Source organism: Actinoplanes sp. NBC_00393, from assembly GCF_036053395.1.
In the GTDB taxonomy this organism is placed as follows: Bacteria; Actinomycetota; Actinomycetes; order Mycobacteriales; family Micromonosporaceae; genus Actinoplanes.
Window position 1 is genome coordinate 7,715,291 of record NZ_CP107942.1, and the last position, 14,990, is coordinate 7,730,280.

The 14,990-nt window shown below is 70.6% G+C and carries 16 protein-coding genes; 7 read left to right on the forward strand and 9 right to left on the reverse strand.

Annotated features, from left to right (window positions below):
• The first annotated feature begins 135 nt into the window (after positions 1-135).
• Positions 136-687, forward strand: a complete 552-nt coding sequence (locus tag OHA21_RS35645; protein WP_328478746.1) for an O-methyltransferase — start codon at positions 136-138, stop codon at positions 685-687.
• Here OHA21_RS35645 and OHA21_RS35650 read toward each other — a convergent pair.
• Positions 664-2,082, reverse strand: a complete 1,419-nt coding sequence (locus OHA21_RS35650; protein WP_328462593.1) for a leucyl aminopeptidase family protein — start codon at positions 2,080-2,082, stop codon at positions 664-666. The two genes, OHA21_RS35645 and OHA21_RS35650, sit on opposite strands and share 24 nt — an antisense overlap.
• Before the next feature lie 77 nt (positions 2,083-2,159).
• The gene (locus OHA21_RS35655; RefSeq protein WP_014447667.1) at positions 2,160-2,327 is read right to left on the reverse strand and encodes a DUF3117 domain-containing protein; all 168 of its coding nucleotides are present in this window, start codon (positions 2,325-2,327) and stop codon (positions 2,160-2,162) included.
• 275 nt (positions 2,328-2,602) lie between these two features.
• On the opposite strand from OHA21_RS35655, the gene OHA21_RS35660 reads away from it, so the two are divergent.
• The gene (locus OHA21_RS35660; RefSeq protein ID WP_328462598.1) at positions 2,603-3,403 is read left to right on the forward strand and encodes a PaaX family transcriptional regulator; all 801 of its coding nucleotides are present in this window, start codon (positions 2,603-2,605) and stop codon (positions 3,401-3,403) included.
• Positions 3,400-4,188 (forward strand): enoyl-CoA hydratase-related protein, encoded by a 789-nt coding sequence (locus OHA21_RS35665; RefSeq protein ID WP_328462600.1) that lies wholly within the window; start codon positions 3,400-3,402, stop codon positions 4,186-4,188. Before OHA21_RS35660 ends, OHA21_RS35665 begins: the two co-directional genes overlap by 4 nt.
• A 3-nt stretch (positions 4,189-4,191) precedes the next feature.
• Here the strand turns inward: OHA21_RS35665 and OHA21_RS35670 are convergent, their stop codons facing one another.
• The 5 genes from OHA21_RS35670 to ndhC form a co-directional block, all read right to left on the reverse strand.
• The gene (locus OHA21_RS35670) at positions 4,192-4,704 is read right to left on the reverse strand and encodes a hypothetical protein (RefSeq protein ID WP_328462602.1); all 513 of its coding nucleotides are present in this window, start codon (positions 4,702-4,704) and stop codon (positions 4,192-4,194) included.
• A 12-nt stretch (positions 4,705-4,716) separates the two neighbouring features.
• Positions 4,717-5,286, reverse strand: coding sequence for a DNA-3-methyladenine glycosylase I (locus tag OHA21_RS35675; protein WP_328462604.1), 570 nt, complete (start codon positions 5,284-5,286; stop codon positions 4,717-4,719).
• Positions 5,283-5,789 (reverse strand): SRPBCC family protein, encoded by a 507-nt coding sequence (locus tag OHA21_RS35680; protein WP_328462606.1) that lies wholly within the window; start codon positions 5,787-5,789, stop codon positions 5,283-5,285. Before OHA21_RS35680 ends, OHA21_RS35675 begins: the two co-directional genes overlap by 4 nt.
• Positions 5,786-6,286, reverse strand: coding sequence for a DivIVA domain-containing protein (locus OHA21_RS35685; RefSeq protein ID WP_328462608.1), 501 nt, complete (start codon positions 6,284-6,286; stop codon positions 5,786-5,788). The genes OHA21_RS35680 and OHA21_RS35685 overlap by 4 nt, the downstream gene beginning before the upstream one ends.
• Before the next feature lie 70 nt (positions 6,287-6,356).
• Positions 6,357-6,734 carry an NADH-quinone oxidoreductase subunit A gene (gene ndhC, locus OHA21_RS35690; protein ID WP_328462610.1) on the reverse strand — a complete coding sequence of 126 codons (378 nt, stop codon included), beginning with the start codon at positions 6,732-6,734 and terminating at the stop codon, positions 6,357-6,359.
• Positions 6,735-6,938: 204 nt separating this feature from the next.
• On the opposite strand from ndhC, the gene OHA21_RS35695 reads away from it, so the two are divergent.
• From OHA21_RS35695 to OHA21_RS35705, 3 genes are all read left to right on the forward strand, one after another.
• Positions 6,939-8,792, forward strand: coding sequence for a 2-oxoacid:acceptor oxidoreductase subunit alpha (locus tag OHA21_RS35695; protein ID WP_328462612.1), 1,854 nt, complete (start codon positions 6,939-6,941; stop codon positions 8,790-8,792).
• Positions 8,785-9,804, forward strand: a complete 1,020-nt coding sequence (locus OHA21_RS35700; RefSeq protein WP_328462614.1) for a 2-oxoacid:ferredoxin oxidoreductase subunit beta — start codon at positions 8,785-8,787, stop codon at positions 9,802-9,804. The genes OHA21_RS35695 and OHA21_RS35700 overlap by 8 nt, the downstream gene beginning before the upstream one ends.
• A gap of 85 nt (positions 9,805-9,889) precedes the next feature.
• Positions 9,890-10,708 carry an SAM-dependent methyltransferase gene (locus tag OHA21_RS35705; RefSeq protein ID WP_328462616.1) on the forward strand — a complete coding sequence of 273 codons (819 nt, stop codon included), beginning with the start codon at positions 9,890-9,892 and terminating at the stop codon, positions 10,706-10,708.
• Here the strand turns inward: OHA21_RS35705 and OHA21_RS35710 are convergent.
• Positions 10,705-11,721 (reverse strand): potassium channel family protein, encoded by a 1,017-nt coding sequence (locus OHA21_RS35710; protein WP_328462617.1) that lies wholly within the window; start codon positions 11,719-11,721, stop codon positions 10,705-10,707. The genes OHA21_RS35705 and OHA21_RS35710 overlap by 4 nt on opposite strands.
• Positions 11,722-11,783: 62 nt before the next feature.
• Here OHA21_RS35710 and OHA21_RS35715 point away from each other — a divergent pair, with 62 nt between their 5' ends.
• Positions 11,784-12,245: a phospholipase gene (locus tag OHA21_RS35715; protein WP_328462618.1), complete on the forward strand. Its 462-nt coding sequence runs from the start codon at positions 11,784-11,786 to the stop codon at positions 12,243-12,245.
• Here the strand turns inward: OHA21_RS35715 and OHA21_RS35720 are convergent.
• The gene (locus tag OHA21_RS35720) at positions 12,228-14,852 is read right to left on the reverse strand and encodes an ATP-binding protein (protein WP_328462620.1); all 2,625 of its coding nucleotides are present in this window, start codon (positions 14,850-14,852) and stop codon (positions 12,228-12,230) included. The two genes, OHA21_RS35715 and OHA21_RS35720, sit on opposite strands and share 18 nt — an antisense overlap.
• Positions 14,853-14,990 lie beyond the last annotated feature (138 nt).

Genomic DNA, 14,990 nt, shown 5'->3' on the forward strand with positions numbered 1-14,990 from the left:
TTATCCGATGTGCCTGGTTGAAAGGAGGTCGTCATCATCGGTCCAGCCCGTTCATTCGGCCAGCCGGCGCCGCAATCAACGCCGTTCGCCGAGACCTACGCCACCGAGGACCCGGTTCAGCAGACCGCGCGGGCCCTGGCGCACGAGCTCGGCCTGCCCTGCGTCTCGCCCGGCGCGGGCTCCGTGCTGCGCCTGCTGGCAGCCGCGGGCAACGCCAAGGCCGTGGTCGAAATCGGCACCGGTACGGGTGTGAGCGGCGTCTGGCTCCTGCGGGGGATGCGCCCCGACGGGGTGCTCACCACGATCGACGTCGAGCACGAGCACCAGCGGATCGCCCGCCGGGTGTTCCTGGAGGCCGGCTTCGCGTCGTCGCGTACCCGGATCATCAGCGGCCGCGCGCTGGACGTGCTCCCCCGGCTGGCCGACGGCGCCTACGACCTGATCTTCGTGGACGCGGACACCACCGAGTTCGCCGCCTGCACCGAGGCCGCCCTGCGCCTGCTGCGCACCGGCGGCGTGCTGATCGTGAACGGCGCGCACGCGAACGGCCGGATCAGCGACCCGGCCGCCCGTGACGTGGACACCCTGACCATCCGGGAGACGGTCAAGACGATCCGTGAATCGGACGCCTGGATCCCCGCGGTGATCCCCTCCGGCGCCGGCCTACTGACCGCTGTGAAGCGCTGACAGGTACCTCAGCACCGTTCGGGCGCCCCAGCCGGTGGCGCCCTTGGTCAGGTCCAGATCGTGGGCCTCGGCCCAGCTGGGCGCGGACATGTCCAGGTGGGCCCACTTCGCGTCGCCGAAGAAGTCGCGCAGGAACAGCGCGGCCATCACCGAGCCCGGCCCGGGCGGCGCGCTGATCCGGTCGGCGATGTCGCTGCGCAGGTTCTCCACGTAGTCGTCCGCCAGCGGCAGCCGCCACATCTGCTCGCCGGCCGCGGCGCCCGCCTCGGTCAGCGCCTTCGCCAGGTCGTCGTCCGGGCTGTAGAGGGCGGCCGTGCGCTTGCCGAGCGCCACCGCGTTCGCGCCGGTCAGGGTGGCGAGGTCGAGCACCAGATCGGGATTCAACTGCTCAGCCGCGTACGCCAGCGCGTCGGCCAGCACGATCCGGCCCTCGGCGTCGGAGTTGGTGTTCTCGCTGGTCGAGCCGTCGTAGTGGGTGATCACGTCACCGGGGCGGAACGCCGACCCGCTGACCGCGTTCTCGGCGAGCGGGGCCAGCGCGGTCACGCGTACCGGAAGGTTCAGGTCGGCGACGCCGAGCGCGGCGGCCATCACCGCAGCGGCCCCGCCCATGTCTTTCTTCATCAGCTTCATGCTGTCCCGCGGCTTGATCGAGATGCCGCCGGTGTCGAACGTGATGCCCTTGCCGACCAGGACCACGTGGGTGGTCGCACCGGGCGGATGCCAGGACAGCTCGACGAACCTCGGCGGCGACACCGATCCACCGCCGACGGCACGCAGGCCGCCGAAGCGCAGCAGCTCGTCGCCGGCCCGGACGGTCACGGTCACACCGGGGCGGTCCGCGGCCGCGGCGACGATCTGGTCGGCGAACCAGGCCGGGTTCTTCACCGAGGACGGGGCGTTCGTCAGGTCGCGGGCGAACCACGTGGCGGTGGCTGTCGCGCGGGCCAGGGTGAGGCTCTGCGCGTACCCCTCAGGGTTGTCGGCAATGACCCGCACCTCGCCGGACCGCGGCTGCCTGGGTGCGTCGCGGTAGCGGTAGCCGCCCAGCCAGAGGCCTTCGGTCAGGCCGCGCAGCGCGGCCTCGGAGGCGCCGGCCGGCAGCCGGACCTCCAGGATCTCGTCGTCGGCCGCCTCCCGGATCACCGCGGCGCCCGCGGCACGCCAGCCCGCCTCGTCGCCGTCACCGATGCCGGCGAGCAGCACCCGGCGCGGACGGCTCAGCGGCCGTGGCAGCGCCACGATCCGGCCGGCCTCCCCGGCACCCTCGGTCTGCCCGGCCAGAGCGGCCACCTCGGCCCCGACCTCGGGAACGGAGTGCGGCCCGCCCGGACCGACCGGGACGACCCAGGTGGCCGTTTCGTCCGGAGTGCCGGTCAAGTGGATAGCGAACACGGGAGGATGACCTTTCCGTAAGACGTGGAAAGCCCGCCGGTACGGGCGGTACCGTACCGGCGGGCTCGCGTGAAACGTCAGCCGGCGATCGACTTCAACGCGTCACCCAGCGCGTTGGCCTCGTCCGGAGTCATCTCAACGACGAGACGGCCACCACCCTCCAGCGGGACGCGCATGACGATGCCACGACCCTCTTTGGTGACCTCCAGCGGACCGTCGCCCGTCCGCGGCTTCATCGCCGCCATCTTGTCTCCCCTCAGACCTACGTCAGGGTCGGTGGGTTGCCCCACAGCCACTTGCTCCTGGAATGCACAGCAACCACGTCGCGTGCTCAGCCCCACGCGACGCGTCTGCTCGTTTCCGACCGGCGGCCGTACAGGCCGTTTCACGTGTTCACGCGTTGCGGCCCACCGTGCCGATCAAACATTTTCCCTGATGAACACCGGCGAACCCAAACCCAGCCCGGGCGGATGTGACAGCATCTAGCATATCGCCTTCCAGGCTGTCACAATGTGCGGTCATGCAGGCGCGGTCCGCACTCTTCGACCTGTACGGCGACTACCTGCGTGCCCGAGGCTCCCGAGCCCCGGTCGCGGCCCTGGTCCGGCTGCTGGCGCCGCTGGACATCGCAGCCCCAGCCGTGCGCACCGCGGTGTCGCGAATGGTGCGACAAGGATGGCTGCACCCCCTTCGTCTGGCCTCCGGACCCGGCTATCTGCTGACTCCGAAAGCCGCCCGCCGGCTCGACGACGCGGCGAGCCGGGTGTACCGAACCGGTCGCGGCGGCTGGGACGGCCGCTTCGACATGATCCTGCTGAACGATCAACTCGGCCGCCGGGACTCCGCCCGGCTCGCGTTCCTCGGCTACGGGCCGCTCAGCGAGCACGTGTGGATCGCGCCACGCGCCTCCGACGAGATCGAGGCGGCCCTCACCGAGGCCGGGACGGGGTACGAGCGGTTCAGCGCCAGCCACACCGCGGGCTCCGAGATCGTCGGCCGGGCCTGGGACCTCGAAGGGATCGGCCGGTCGTACGAGGAGTTCGTGACGTCGCTACGGCCGGTCGTCAAAGCCGTCACGGCACGTAGTTCCGATGAGGAGGCGTACGCGGCCCGGTTCCGCCTGGTGCACGCCTGGCGGTCGTTCCTCTTCCAGGACCCGCAACTGCCTGCCGCGCTGTTGCCGGCGCAGTGGCCGGGCGTCCGCGCGGCCGCGTTCTTCGACAAGCACGCCACCCGGCTGCGCCCGGCCGCCGACCGCTACGTGGAACGTTGCCTGCAATCAGCGACCCGTGGTGGACGTGTGGGATTCTCAGAACCATGACCGACTCGCTCCTCGTCGACCGCACTGACGCCGTCGTCACCCTCACCCTGAACCGCCCCGAGGCGATGAACTCCTTCACCGTCGACCTCAAGGAAGCGCTGCGGGACACCCTCGCCCAGCTGGAGAGCGACCGGTCCTGCCGGGCCATCGTGCTGGCCGGCGCCGGCGGCGCCTTCAGCGGCGGCCAGGACCTGCGTGAGCACGCCACGCTGCTGGAGTCGGGCGCCACCGACCTGAACACGGTTCAGGTGCACTACAACCCGATCGCGCAGCGGCTGGCCAGCATGCCGAAGCCGGTCGTCGCCGCGGTCCGGGGGATGGCCGCGGGCGCGGGCGCGTCGCTCTCGCTGCTCGCCGACTTCCGGATCGGCGGGCCGTCGACCAGGTTCCTGATGGCGTTCGCCAACGTCGGCCTGGCCGGGGACAGCGGCATCTCCTGGTCGCTGCCGCGGATCGTCGGGCACGCCCGGGCGGTCGAGATGCTGCTGCTCGCCCAGCCGGTGAAGGCCGAGGAGGCGTACCGGATCGGGCTGCTCTCCCGGCTGCTGGAGGACGACGAGCAGGTGCTGCCGGCCGCTCAGGAGCTCGCGGCACGGCTGGCCGCCGGCCCGACGATCGCCTACGGCGCGATCAAGCGGGAGCTCTCCATCGGCGACGCGGGCACGCTCTCCGACGCCCTTGCCGCCGAGGCTCAGGCCCAGGCGATCTGCGGGGCCACCGCGGACCACAAGGCGGCCGTCTCGGCCTTCCTGAACAAGCAGAAGCCGGTTTACGAAGGGCGCTGACGCTCAGTCGTCCTCGTCTTCTTCCTCGGGGTCCTGGTTGCGCTCGGCCCCGAGGACGAAGGCCTGCATGGCCAGCTCGTCGCCGGAGGGCCAGACGTATGTCGGCAGCTCCGCCGGGCCCAGCTCCAGCACGTGCGACCAGAACTGCCGCACCGCCTCCGCCGGGTTGCTCGCCTCGATCGGCATCGCCACGCTGACCAGCCAGGGCTTGCGGTCCGCCGCGGCGCCGAGCCGCTCGGCCAGCCGCCGGAAGGTGCCCGCGTCGATCGCGCCGCCGGTCAGCCCCTCGGCCGGGACCGGCTCGTCGAACGCCCGCCGCTGGTAACCCAGCACCAGCTCGCCGGCGTCAGCCTTCTCCACCCGGGCCAGCGCCACGACGTTCTCCTCGGCGACCACGACCACCTCGTCGCCCGCTGAGGCCTCCGCGGGGCCGCCCGCCACCGTCACGACATCGTGCTGGTACAACCGCTCGGTCGCCCACTGCTCGTCCGGAATGATCACCGACCACTGCGCCATGGGTTCATCTCATCACGTGGGGACCCAGCAGTCCGCAAGGTGGTCATCCACCATCCCGGTGGCCTGCATCAACGCGTACGCCGTGGTGGGTCCGACGAATTTGAACCCGCGCTTCTTGAGCGCCTTGGCGAGGGCGGTGGACTCGGCGGTGACGGCCGGAACGTCGGCCCGGGTCCGCGGGCGGGGACGGGCCACCGGGGCGAACGACCAGAGCAGCGCGGAGAGGCCCTCGTCCAGATCGGCCGCGACCTTGGCATTGTGCAGGGCCGCGTCCACCTTCATCCGGTTGCGGACGATCCCGGCGTCGGCCATCAGCCGGTCCGCGTCGGCCTCGGTGTAGGTCGCCACCTTCTCGATCGAGAAATTGTCGAACGCGGCCCGGAACGCCGGCCGCTTGCGCAGGATGGTGATCCAGGCCAGGCCGGACTGGAAGGCCTCCAGGGTGAGCCGCTCGAACAGGGCGTCGTCGCCGCGGACCGGCTTGCCCCACTCGTCGTCGTGGTAGGCCATGTACTCCGGGGAGCTCGCGCCCCAGAAGCAGCGCGGCTGTCCGTCCGGGCCGATCACCAGACCCTCGGTCACGGCAGGCGGCCCTGTTCGACCAGGCGGCCGAACTTCTTCAGCGCGCCGGTGAAGCCGAGCTTGGAGCCGGGCCAGAGCACCGGCCAGGCGATCTTGCCGACCGGGCCGGCCGGCAGGTGGAACCACTCGTGCAGGACGACCTGGGTGCGGTCGCCGGACATCGCGGTGCAGCGCATCGCGCCGGGGCCGCGGAGCACCTTGCCGCAGTGGACGACGCGCACCTCGTACGGCGCGTTGACCTTGACCACCCGCAGCTCGTCGCGGAGCACGGCCGGGCCGAGCGTGGTGACCGCCTCGACCAGGCTGCCCTCACCGCCGTCGCCCTCGACCACCTTGACCCGGGTCAACGGGATCCACTCGGACTGCTTCTCCCAGTCCAGAAACGCGGCGAACACCTTCTCCGCGGGGGCGTTGACGATCACCGTGGCGGTGACCTCGCCACTACCGGGACGGGCGGCGTCGCCAAGGCCCGCTGCACCGTCGGCTGAACCTGGGCCGCTCATCGGCGATCCGCCGGCTCCCCGTCGGCGGCCGGCGCCGCCGACGCCTGCGGCGGAACCTCGGCGACCTTGGCGACCGGGTCGTCCGGCTGCTCCGCGGCGGCCGGCTCGGTGGGCGGCGGCGTGGCGGGCACGGGCGGGGCCGCGGCGACCTCACGGGCCTTGCGCAGCGCGTCGGCGTCCTCCAGCCGGCCCTCGCGGAGGGCGGCCACCTCGGCCTCGAGCACGCCGATCAGCTCACCCTTGTAGCCGATGTCGTACGCCGCCCGCTGCAGGGCCTGGTCGACCTGGGCCATCCGGTAACCCCGCCAGGTGGTGTCGAACCTGGTCTCGGCGATGTCCGACTCGCCGAGCGGGCGGTCGCTGGGGAGCGGGACCGCCCGGCCGTCGGGCTCGACCGGGGTGAGGCCGGAATCGCCCCCGCTCAGCAAGACGGTCACGCCGAAGACGATGGTCGCGACGACCAGCGCGACGACAATGAAGAGCAGAAGCTGACCCATGCGCACGATGTTGACATGTCGGCTTTCCGGTGGCGAGCCCGCCACCCGGTCGATGTCCCTGCGGATGCGGTCAGGTCCAGGTCAGGATCCGCTTACGCCAGGCGTAGAGGATGCCGAGGGCCAGCACAGCCACGAAGATGCCCATCTCGGCGATGGCCAGTCCGCCGAACCCGGGCCGGTCGAAGATCAGCGCCCACGGGAAGAGAAATACGGCTTCCACCGCGAAAAGCACATAGAGGTACGCGTAGACGTAGTACCGGATCTGCGCCTGTGCCCAGTCCCCGCCGACGGGGTCGATCCCGCTCTCGTACGCGATCCGCTTGCCCGGCGGCTCGGCCGGGTCGGCCGGTCGCAGCAGCCGGTTGGCCCCGAACGCCGCCACGAACAGCAGCACCCCGGCGGCCAGCACCAGCCCCAGCGTGGCGTACGAACCGAGATATCCGTCCACGATCGTGGAGCCTAACGGACGACCGGCCGCTGTCCGTGTGCCGCATGGTGGACATTGCTGGCTGGTGCTTTCCTCTCGTAGCTACTGTGGGCAACGGTCCGCGGCCGCCTCGTAAGGAGCGGCGACGTAGTCTGGAAGTGACGATTTGCGGGCCGGCTCATCGACGAACCTCAGCCGCCGGACCGCGCTCTTTGGAGGTTGAACGTGGCCGCTCCCGCGAAGCGAGTCGAGCAGCTGGACCGGGTAGTCATCAGATTCGCCGGCGACTCCGGCGATGGTATGCAGCTCACTGGAGACCGGTTCACTTCAGAGACCGCTCAGCTTGGCAACGACATCTCGACCCTGCCCAACTTTCCCGCCGAGATCCGTGCACCAGCTGGGACGCTCCCCGGCGTGTCCAGCTTTCAGGTGCATTTCGCCGACTACGACATCCTGACCCCCGGTGACGCGCCGAACGTCCTGGTGGCCATGAACCCGGCGGCGCTCAAGGCCAACCTGGCCGAGCTGCCGGCCGGCGCCGACATCATCGTGAACACCGACGAGTTCACCAAGCGAAATCTGGCGAAGGTCGGATATGCGACCAGCCCGCTGGAGGACGACTCGCTCGCTGAGTACGCGGTGCATCCGGTCCCCCTGACCTCGATGACGGTCGCCGCGCTGGCCGACGCGGGCGTCTCGAAGAAGGACGCCGAGCGGGCCAAGAACATGTTCGCGCTGGGCCTGCTCAGCTGGATGTACTCGCGGCCGTTCCAGTCCACCCTGCGGTTCCTGGAGCGCAAGTTCGCCAAGCGCCCCGATCTGGTCGCGGCGAACAAGGCCGCCTTCCAGGCCGGGTGGAACTACGGGGAGACCACCGAGGTCTTCGCCGTGCGGTACGAGGTGAAGCCCGCCAAGATGCGGCCCGGCACGTACCGGAACATCACCGGTAACCAGGCGCTCGCGCTCGGCCTGGTCGCCGCCGGGGTCCGGTCGAAGCTGCCGGTCTTCCTGGGCGCCTACCCGATCACCCCGGCGTCGGACATCCTGCACGAGCTCTCCAAGCACAAGAAGTTCGGCGTCACCACGATGCAGGCCGAGGACGAGATCGCCGCGATCGGCGCGGCGCTCGGGGCCTCGTACGGCGGTGCCCTCGGCGTCACCACGACGAGTGGCCCGGGCGTGGCGCTCAAGGGCGAGACCATCTCGCTCGCGATCGCGCTGGAACTGCCGCTGGTGGTCGTCGACGTGCAGCGGGCCGGCCCGTCCACCGGGATGCCGACCAAGACCGAGCAGGCCGACCTCAACATGGCCCTGTTCGGCCGGCACGGCGAGGCGCCGCTCGCGGTGATCGCGCCGAAGTCGCCGTCCGACTGCTTCCACGCGGCGCTCGAGGCGGCCCGGATCGCGCTGACCTACCGCACCCCGGTCATCCTGCTCTCCGACAACTATGTGGCGAGCGGCTCCGAACCGTGGCTGTTGCCGTCCGTCGACGAGCTGCCCGAGCTGCAGGTCTCCTTCGCCACCGAGCCGAATTCGCCGGACGGGCGCTTCCTGCCCTACCTGCGGGACCCGGAGACGATGGCCCGGCCGTGGGCGGTCCCGGGCACCGCGGGGCTGGAGCACCGGATCGGTGGCTTGGAGAAGGCCGACAAAACCGGCGACATCTCGTACGACCCGGCCAACCACGAGTTCATGGTCCGGACCCGGCAGGCACGCATCGACGCCATCCCGGTGCCGGACGTGGACGTCGAGGACCCGGAGGAGAACGCGCGCGTACTCGTACTGGGCTGGGGTTCGACCTATGGCCCGATCGGGGCCGCCTGCCGCGCGCTGCGCCAGCGCGGGCTGTCGATCGCGCAGGCCCACCTGCGGCATCTGGCGCCGCTGCCGGCCAACCTCGGTGAGGTCCTGGCGGGGTACGACAAGGTGGTCGTCCCGGAGATGAACCTCGGTCAGCTCGCCTCGGTGATCCGGGCGAAGTACCTGGTCGACGCGGTTCCCTTCAACCAGATCAGCGGCCTTCCGTTCACCGCCGCGACGCTGGAGAGCATGCTGGAGGACGTGGTCAAGAATGGTTAGCCCGGTCGAGTTGAAACTGACCGCCAAGGACTTCAAGTCCGACCAGGAGGTCCGGTGGTGCCCGGGCTGCGGGGACTACTCGATCCTCGCGGCCATGCAGCGCTTCATGCCGGAGCTGGGCATCCCCCGGGAGAACATCGTCTTCGTCTCCGGGATCGGCTGCTCCTCGCGCTTCCCGTACTACATGAACACGTACGGGATGCACTCGATCCACGGGCGGGCCCCGGCGATCGCGACGGGTCTGTCCGCGTCCCGCCCGGACCTGAGCGTCTGGGTGGTCACCGGTGACGGCGACGCGCTGTCGATCGGCGGCAACCACCTGATCCACGCGCTGCGCCGCAACGTGAACCTGAAGATCCTGCTCTTCAACAACCGGATCTACGGGCTCACCAAGGGGCAGTATTCGCCCACCTCGGAGATCGGCAAGATCACCAAGTCGACGCCGGCAGGGTCGGCGGACTCGCCGTTCAACCCGCTGTCGCTCGCGCTGGGTGCCGAGGCGACGTTCGTGGCCCGGACCATCGACTCGGACGCCAAGCACCTGCAGTCCGTGCTGCGAGCCGCGGCCCAGCACGAGGGTTCCGCCTTCGTCGAGATCTACCAGAACTGCAACATCTTCAACGACGGCGCGTTCGAGCTGATCAAGGACCCGTCGACGCGGGACGAGCACCTGATCCGGCTGGAACAGGGCGAGCCGATCCGGTTCGGCACCGACGGGCGGTTCTCGGTGGTGCACCCGGAGGGCAGCTTCGGGCTGAAGGTGCAGGAGGGCGGCACCCCGCTGGTGCACGACGCGACCGTGGACGACCCGGCGTACGCGTTCGCCCTCTCCCGCCTCTCCGGCTCGGACCTCAACACCACCCCGATCGGGGTGTTCCGCAACGTGCAGCGCCCGTCCTACGACGAGATCGTGCGCAAGCAGGTGCTGGACGCCCGGGCCCAGGCCACCGGCACGCCCGAGGAGATGCTCGGCGACCTGCTCAACGCCGGCGACACCTGGACCATCCTGTAGTTTCCGGTCGCCCCTGTGGTTCCCCGGTCGCTCCGGGAGGGGAAGGTCCTTCCCCTCCCGGATCCGGATCGATAATGTTCGGTTCGTGACCGATGCGCACGGGCTGGATCCGGAGGTGCACGCCTCGCTCAACACCGAGGTGGCACACTCCGCGCGGTTGTGGAACTACCTGCTCGGCGGCAAGGACAACTTCGCCGCCGACCGCGAGGCCGCGCAGTATGCGCTGGCCCTGATGCCGGAGCTGGTGCAGTCGGCCCGGGCCAACCGGGAGTTCCTCGGCCGGGCCGTGCGGCATCTGGCCGGCGACGCCGGGATCCGGCAGTTCCTGGACATCGGCACCGGCCTGCCCACCGCGGACAACACGCATGAGGTGGCCCAGGGCGTCGCCCCGGACAGCCGGATCGTCTACGTGGACAACGACCCGATGGTGCTGGTGCACGCCCGGGCCCTGCTGAACAGCACACCCGAGGGCGCCACCGACTACGTCGACGCCGACATCCGGGACACCCCACACATCCTGTCGCAGGCGCGGGACACCCTCGACTTCGACCAACCGATCGCGATCATGCTGCTCGGCATCGTGAATTTCGTGGTCGACGACGCCGAGGCGACCCGAATCGTGCGTGATCTCGTCGCCGCCGTCCCGTCCGGGAGCTACCTGGTGATGTCGCACCCGACCAAGGAGGTCAACGGTGCGGCGGTCGAGCAGTCGATGAAACAGTGGAACGAGAGCGGCGCGGCCCCGATCTGCGCGCGCAGCCGGGACGAGATCGCCGCCTTCTTCACCGGCCTGGAGCTGCTCGACCCGGGCGTCGTGACCTGCTCGGCATGGCGGCCCGACCCGGCCCGGCCGGGCATCACCGACAAGGTCTCCGAGTTCGCCGGGGTCGGCCGCAAGCCCTAGACCGACACCCCGTTGTGCGAGTTCTCGTCGTCGCGGATGTAGACCAGCAGGTCCCCGGTCTCGATGTTGATGGCGTGCTCGCCGCCGAGCGGCAGCACCTTGCCGCGGCGGATCAGCGCCACCACCAGCGTCGGCAGCTCACGCGGGTTGCGGCCCACCTCGGCCCGCTCGGCTGAACGCATCGCCAGCGCCATGCCCTGGCCGGGGGTGAGCAGGTCCTCCACCACGTCGATCAGCGGCGGCGCGGTGGTGGTCAGGCCGAGCAGCCGGCCGGCCGTGGAGGACGAGACGATCACGTGGTGCGCGCCGCTCTGCTTGAGCAGCGCCGCGTTCTCCTGCTCCCGGACCGCCGCGATGATCCGGACCTGCCCGGCGGTCAACTGCCGCACGGTCAGGGTGATCAGGACCGAGGCCTCGTCCCGGTCGGTGGCGATGATGACCGACTTGCAGTTCTTCACGTCGGCCTCGTTGAGCACCGCGGACCGGGTGGCGTCGCCCTCGATGACGACGAACCCGCCGGCCGTCGCCTGCCGGACGCCGGCCTCCCGGTTCTCCACGATGACGATGCGCGACTTGTCGTACCCGGTCTCCAGCAGCGCGGCGACGGCGGCCCGGCCCTTCGTGCCGTAGCCGCAGATGATCACGTGGTCCTTCAACTTCCGCCTCCACCGGGTGACCCGCAGGCCCTTGCGGTACTGGTCGGTCAGCACCTCGAGCGTGGTGCCGACCAGGATGATCAGGAAGAGCACCCGGGCCGGGGTGATGAACAGGACGTTCACCAGCCGCGCGCTCTCGGTCACCGGGGTGATATCGCCGTAGCCGGTGGTGGAGAGCGTGACCACGGCGTAGTAGAAGCAGTCGAGAAGGCTCAGCCCGTCCTCGTTGACGTCCCGGTAGCCCTCCCGGTCCGCATAGATCACGGTCACCGAGACGACGACCAGGGTGCACGCCATCAACAACCGGACGCCGAGCGCCCGCAACGGTCCCTGTCGGACCAGCGGTAGATGAATCATGGAACCGCCTGCACGGACACACCCTAACGGTCAAGCTGAAGGTCGCACCTGGAGGAGGCACGATGATTCGCCTTGCGATCCGCCGCGCCGCCGTCGCGGGTTTCCTGCTGGCCGGCACGACGATACTGCCGACCGGGTCCGCGTGGGGGACGGTCGTCGACAAGGCGACCCTGCTGGCCCGGTGGACCCAGCCCACCGCGGCCAGCACCGCCGCATGGAACGCTGCCCGGCTCGATCGGGAACGCTGGGCGGCGTACGGGTTCGACTGGTCGACCGACTACTGCTCGCACGGTCCGGAGCGCCCCTTCGGATTCAAGTTTCAGAACGCCTGCTGGCACCACGACTTCGGCTATCGCAACTACCGGGCGGCAGGCGTCTTCGCGGAACACAAGCGGCGCCTGGACCGGGTGTTCCGGGCCGATCTGCGGCGCACCTGCGACGAACACCGGCGGCTGGTCCAGCCCGTCTGCAACACCGTGGCCTGGGGTTATTATCAGGCCACGGTGTTACTCGGCGACGCCTAGCTGGGCAAACCGGGCCGCGCCGTCCTCCAGGTCCGGGTGCTCGACGGCCAGCGCCATGGCGACCACCTGATCGAAACCCAGATCGGCGCCGTCCGCGTACGCGGCATCGAAAGCGGCATCGCCGAGCGCCGCCCGCAGGGCGGTCTGCTGCGCCGACCAGAACGCGCCGAACGACTCGGTGCGCTGCGCGCCACGCGCCGCCTCCGCACCACCGAAGAGCACGGTCGCGGTGGCCGGGTCACCGCCGAGCACACATCGCACCGCGATCGCGGCGACCGCATCCGCCGCGGCGCCCCGGAAGCCGTGCCGCAGCCGGGACCGCAACGCCACCACCAGATGATCGTGGGCGGCCACCAGGTCGCCACGGCGCAACGCGACCATGCCGAGCAGCCAGTCCACGGCGCGGCGGCCGCGATCCTCCGGGTGCACGGCCTCGAGCTGACGGGCGGCGCCCAGCTGCTCGGCCGCCTCGACCAGGGCATCCCGTCGCCAGAGCAGCTCGGCCAGAGACAGCACGGCCGGCAGGGCGGCAGCCGCCACCCCGGCCCGCTCGGCATCGGCGATCACCGCGCGGCAGGCCCGCTCCGCGGTGGCGTCGTCGACGCTGTCCAACTGGACCCGCCGCGCGGCGAGCACCCGGATCAACATCGCCGGGTCGCCGGCACGGTGTGCCGCCTCCTCCGCCTCGCGCAGGTGACGATTCCGGTCGGTACGGTCCTCGGCCAGCCCGGCGCGCACCAGATGGGCGCCGGCCAGCTCGGCGGGTGACACGTCGGCGCCGGCGAACCGCTGATACAGCATGGACAGTAGCTCGCGGCCCGTACCGGCTCCGCCGTGCTCACGCCACCACGGGTCCAGCGCGCCGGCCAGACGCAGACCGGCATGTACGTCACCGCAGCTCGCGGCCCAGCGCAGCGCGGACTGCCACTCGGGCACGTGCGGGGCCAGCTCGGTCAGCGAGACGGTCCGCACCTGGCCGTCGGTGTCCACCGTGATGCTGTCGAGGGTCTCCAGGGACCAGGCGAGATGGCGGTCCCGGACGGCCGGTTCGTCGCCGGACGCGGTGAGCTGGCGGAGCGCGTACGCCCGTACCTGATCGGAAAGCCGGTAGCGCGGCCCCGGCACCACCTCGACCAGCGACTTGTCGGCAAGCTCGGAGAGCGCGCCGAGCGCTCCGGCGCCGCATCCCTCGACCGTCGCAAGATCCACCGGGCCGGCGAAGACGGCCAGCCGGCGCAACAGGCCGGCGGCCTGGCTGCCGAGCGTCCGATAGGACCAGGCCAGGTTGTTGGTCAGGCTCGCATGCCGGCCCTCCCCGGCCGAATCGTTGTCCAGCGCACGCAGCGGATCGTCCAGACGCCGCGCCAACTGCTCCGCGGGCAGCAGCCGCAGACGCGCCGCCGCCAACTCGATCGCCAGCGGCGACCCCTCGAGCCGCGCTGCCAGCCGGGCCAGCTGCGCCTCACCGTCAATCGGCCGGCCACCCTGCGCCGCCGCGGCACGATCCCGCAGCAGAGCGAACGCATCCCCCGGCACCAGCGGCGGAATCCGCCAGACCGTCTCGCCGTCCAGACCCAGCGGTGCCCGCCCGGTAGCCACCACATCCAGCCGCCGGCACCGGCTGAGCAGGCGATGCGCCAGATCGGCGGTCAACGCCGGCGCGGCATCGCAGGTCTGCAACAGCACCAGCATGCGCCGTTCGGCGCAGTGCTCGACCAAGGTCTCGATCATCGGGCGACCCGGTTCCGGTCGCAGGCCGAGAGCCGCGGCCAAGCCGGTGGGCAGGCCGCTCGACGCGGTCGCGGCATCAATCGTCCAAACACCATCGGGGTACGCCGGAAGCAGCCGATCCGCCACCGCAAGGGTGAGCCGCGTCTTGCCGGAACCACCCGGGCCCACCACCGTGACCAGCCGGTTGTGGCTGATCAGCTCGGCCAGTTCGTTGCTCTCGGCCCGTCGCCCGACGAAGGCGCTGTGCTCGGCGGGCAGATTGTGCCGGGGCGCCTCAGCCGTCCGCGGCCGCGGGAACTCCCGGTCCAGACCCGGTGCGATGACCTGGAAGATCCGCTCGTCGTCGTCGAAACCCCGCAACCGGTAGGCGCCCAGGTCGAGCAGATCGACCGACGCCAGGGTGGCCGCGGCCGCTCTGCCGCCCGCCGTGGCGTAGGTGGCGGTGACAGCCAAGGCGGTCGCCTCCGAGCAGAGCACCTGGCCGCCATGGGCCGCAGCGGACACACGGGCGGCGCGGTGCACCTCGGCACTCGCGTACTCCTGGCCGACCGGAGTGGCCCGGCCGGTGTGCAGTCCCATCCGGACGCGCGGCACCGCGTCCCGGCGCGGCCAGTCGAAAGCGGACAGTCGCCGTTGCGCCTCGACGCATGCCGCAACCGCCGAATCGGCATCGGCGAACGCCACGAAAAAGGAGTCACCCTCAGTTAGTAGCTCGACACCATCGAAGTCTCTGAGCACAGCGCGTAGCACCGAACGATGCGCTCCGAGAACCTCTCGGTATGCCTCGCCGAGCATCCGGGCCAGTCGTGTCGAGCCCTCGATGTCAGTGAACATAAAGGTCACCAGACCGCTAGGTAGCTCGCTCCGTCCCGACACGGTGGAACCTCCGCCCCCTTTGTGGAAGTCGCGCCTCATGCTGCCGTATCTCTGCGTCACCGCCCATCGTAGAAACGGACGGTAATCATTTTCCCGCCACTGACCGACCCCGTACGGAGGACAAACCCGATCGCGGCA

Coding starts and splice junctions, on each gene's coding strand:
- OHA21_RS35655 (WP_014447667.1), bottom strand. CDS start 2,327: ATGGCGGCGATGAAGCCGCGGACGGGCGACGGTCCGCTGGAGGTCACC.
- OHA21_RS35700 (WP_328462614.1), top strand. CDS start 8,785: ATGGTTAGCCCGGTCGAGTTGAAACTGACCGCCAAGGACTTCAAGTCC.
- OHA21_RS35660 (WP_328462598.1), top strand. CDS start 2,603: ATGCAGGCGCGGTCCGCACTCTTCGACCTGTACGGCGACTACCTGCGT.
- OHA21_RS35670 (WP_328462602.1), bottom strand. CDS start 4,704: ATGGCGCAGTGGTCGGTGATCATTCCGGACGAGCAGTGGGCGACCGAG.
- OHA21_RS35680 (WP_328462606.1), bottom strand. CDS start 5,789: ATGAGCGGCCCAGGTTCAGCCGACGGTGCAGCGGGCCTTGGCGACGCC.
- OHA21_RS35715 (WP_328462618.1), top strand. CDS start 11,784: ATGATTCGCCTTGCGATCCGCCGCGCCGCCGTCGCGGGTTTCCTGCTG.
- OHA21_RS35665 (WP_328462600.1), top strand. CDS start 3,400: ATGACCGACTCGCTCCTCGTCGACCGCACTGACGCCGTCGTCACCCTC.
- OHA21_RS35685 (WP_328462608.1), bottom strand. CDS start 6,286: ATGGGTCAGCTTCTGCTCTTCATTGTCGTCGCGCTGGTCGTCGCGACC.
- OHA21_RS35710 (WP_328462617.1), bottom strand. CDS start 11,721: ATGATTCATCTACCGCTGGTCCGACAGGGACCGTTGCGGGCGCTCGGC.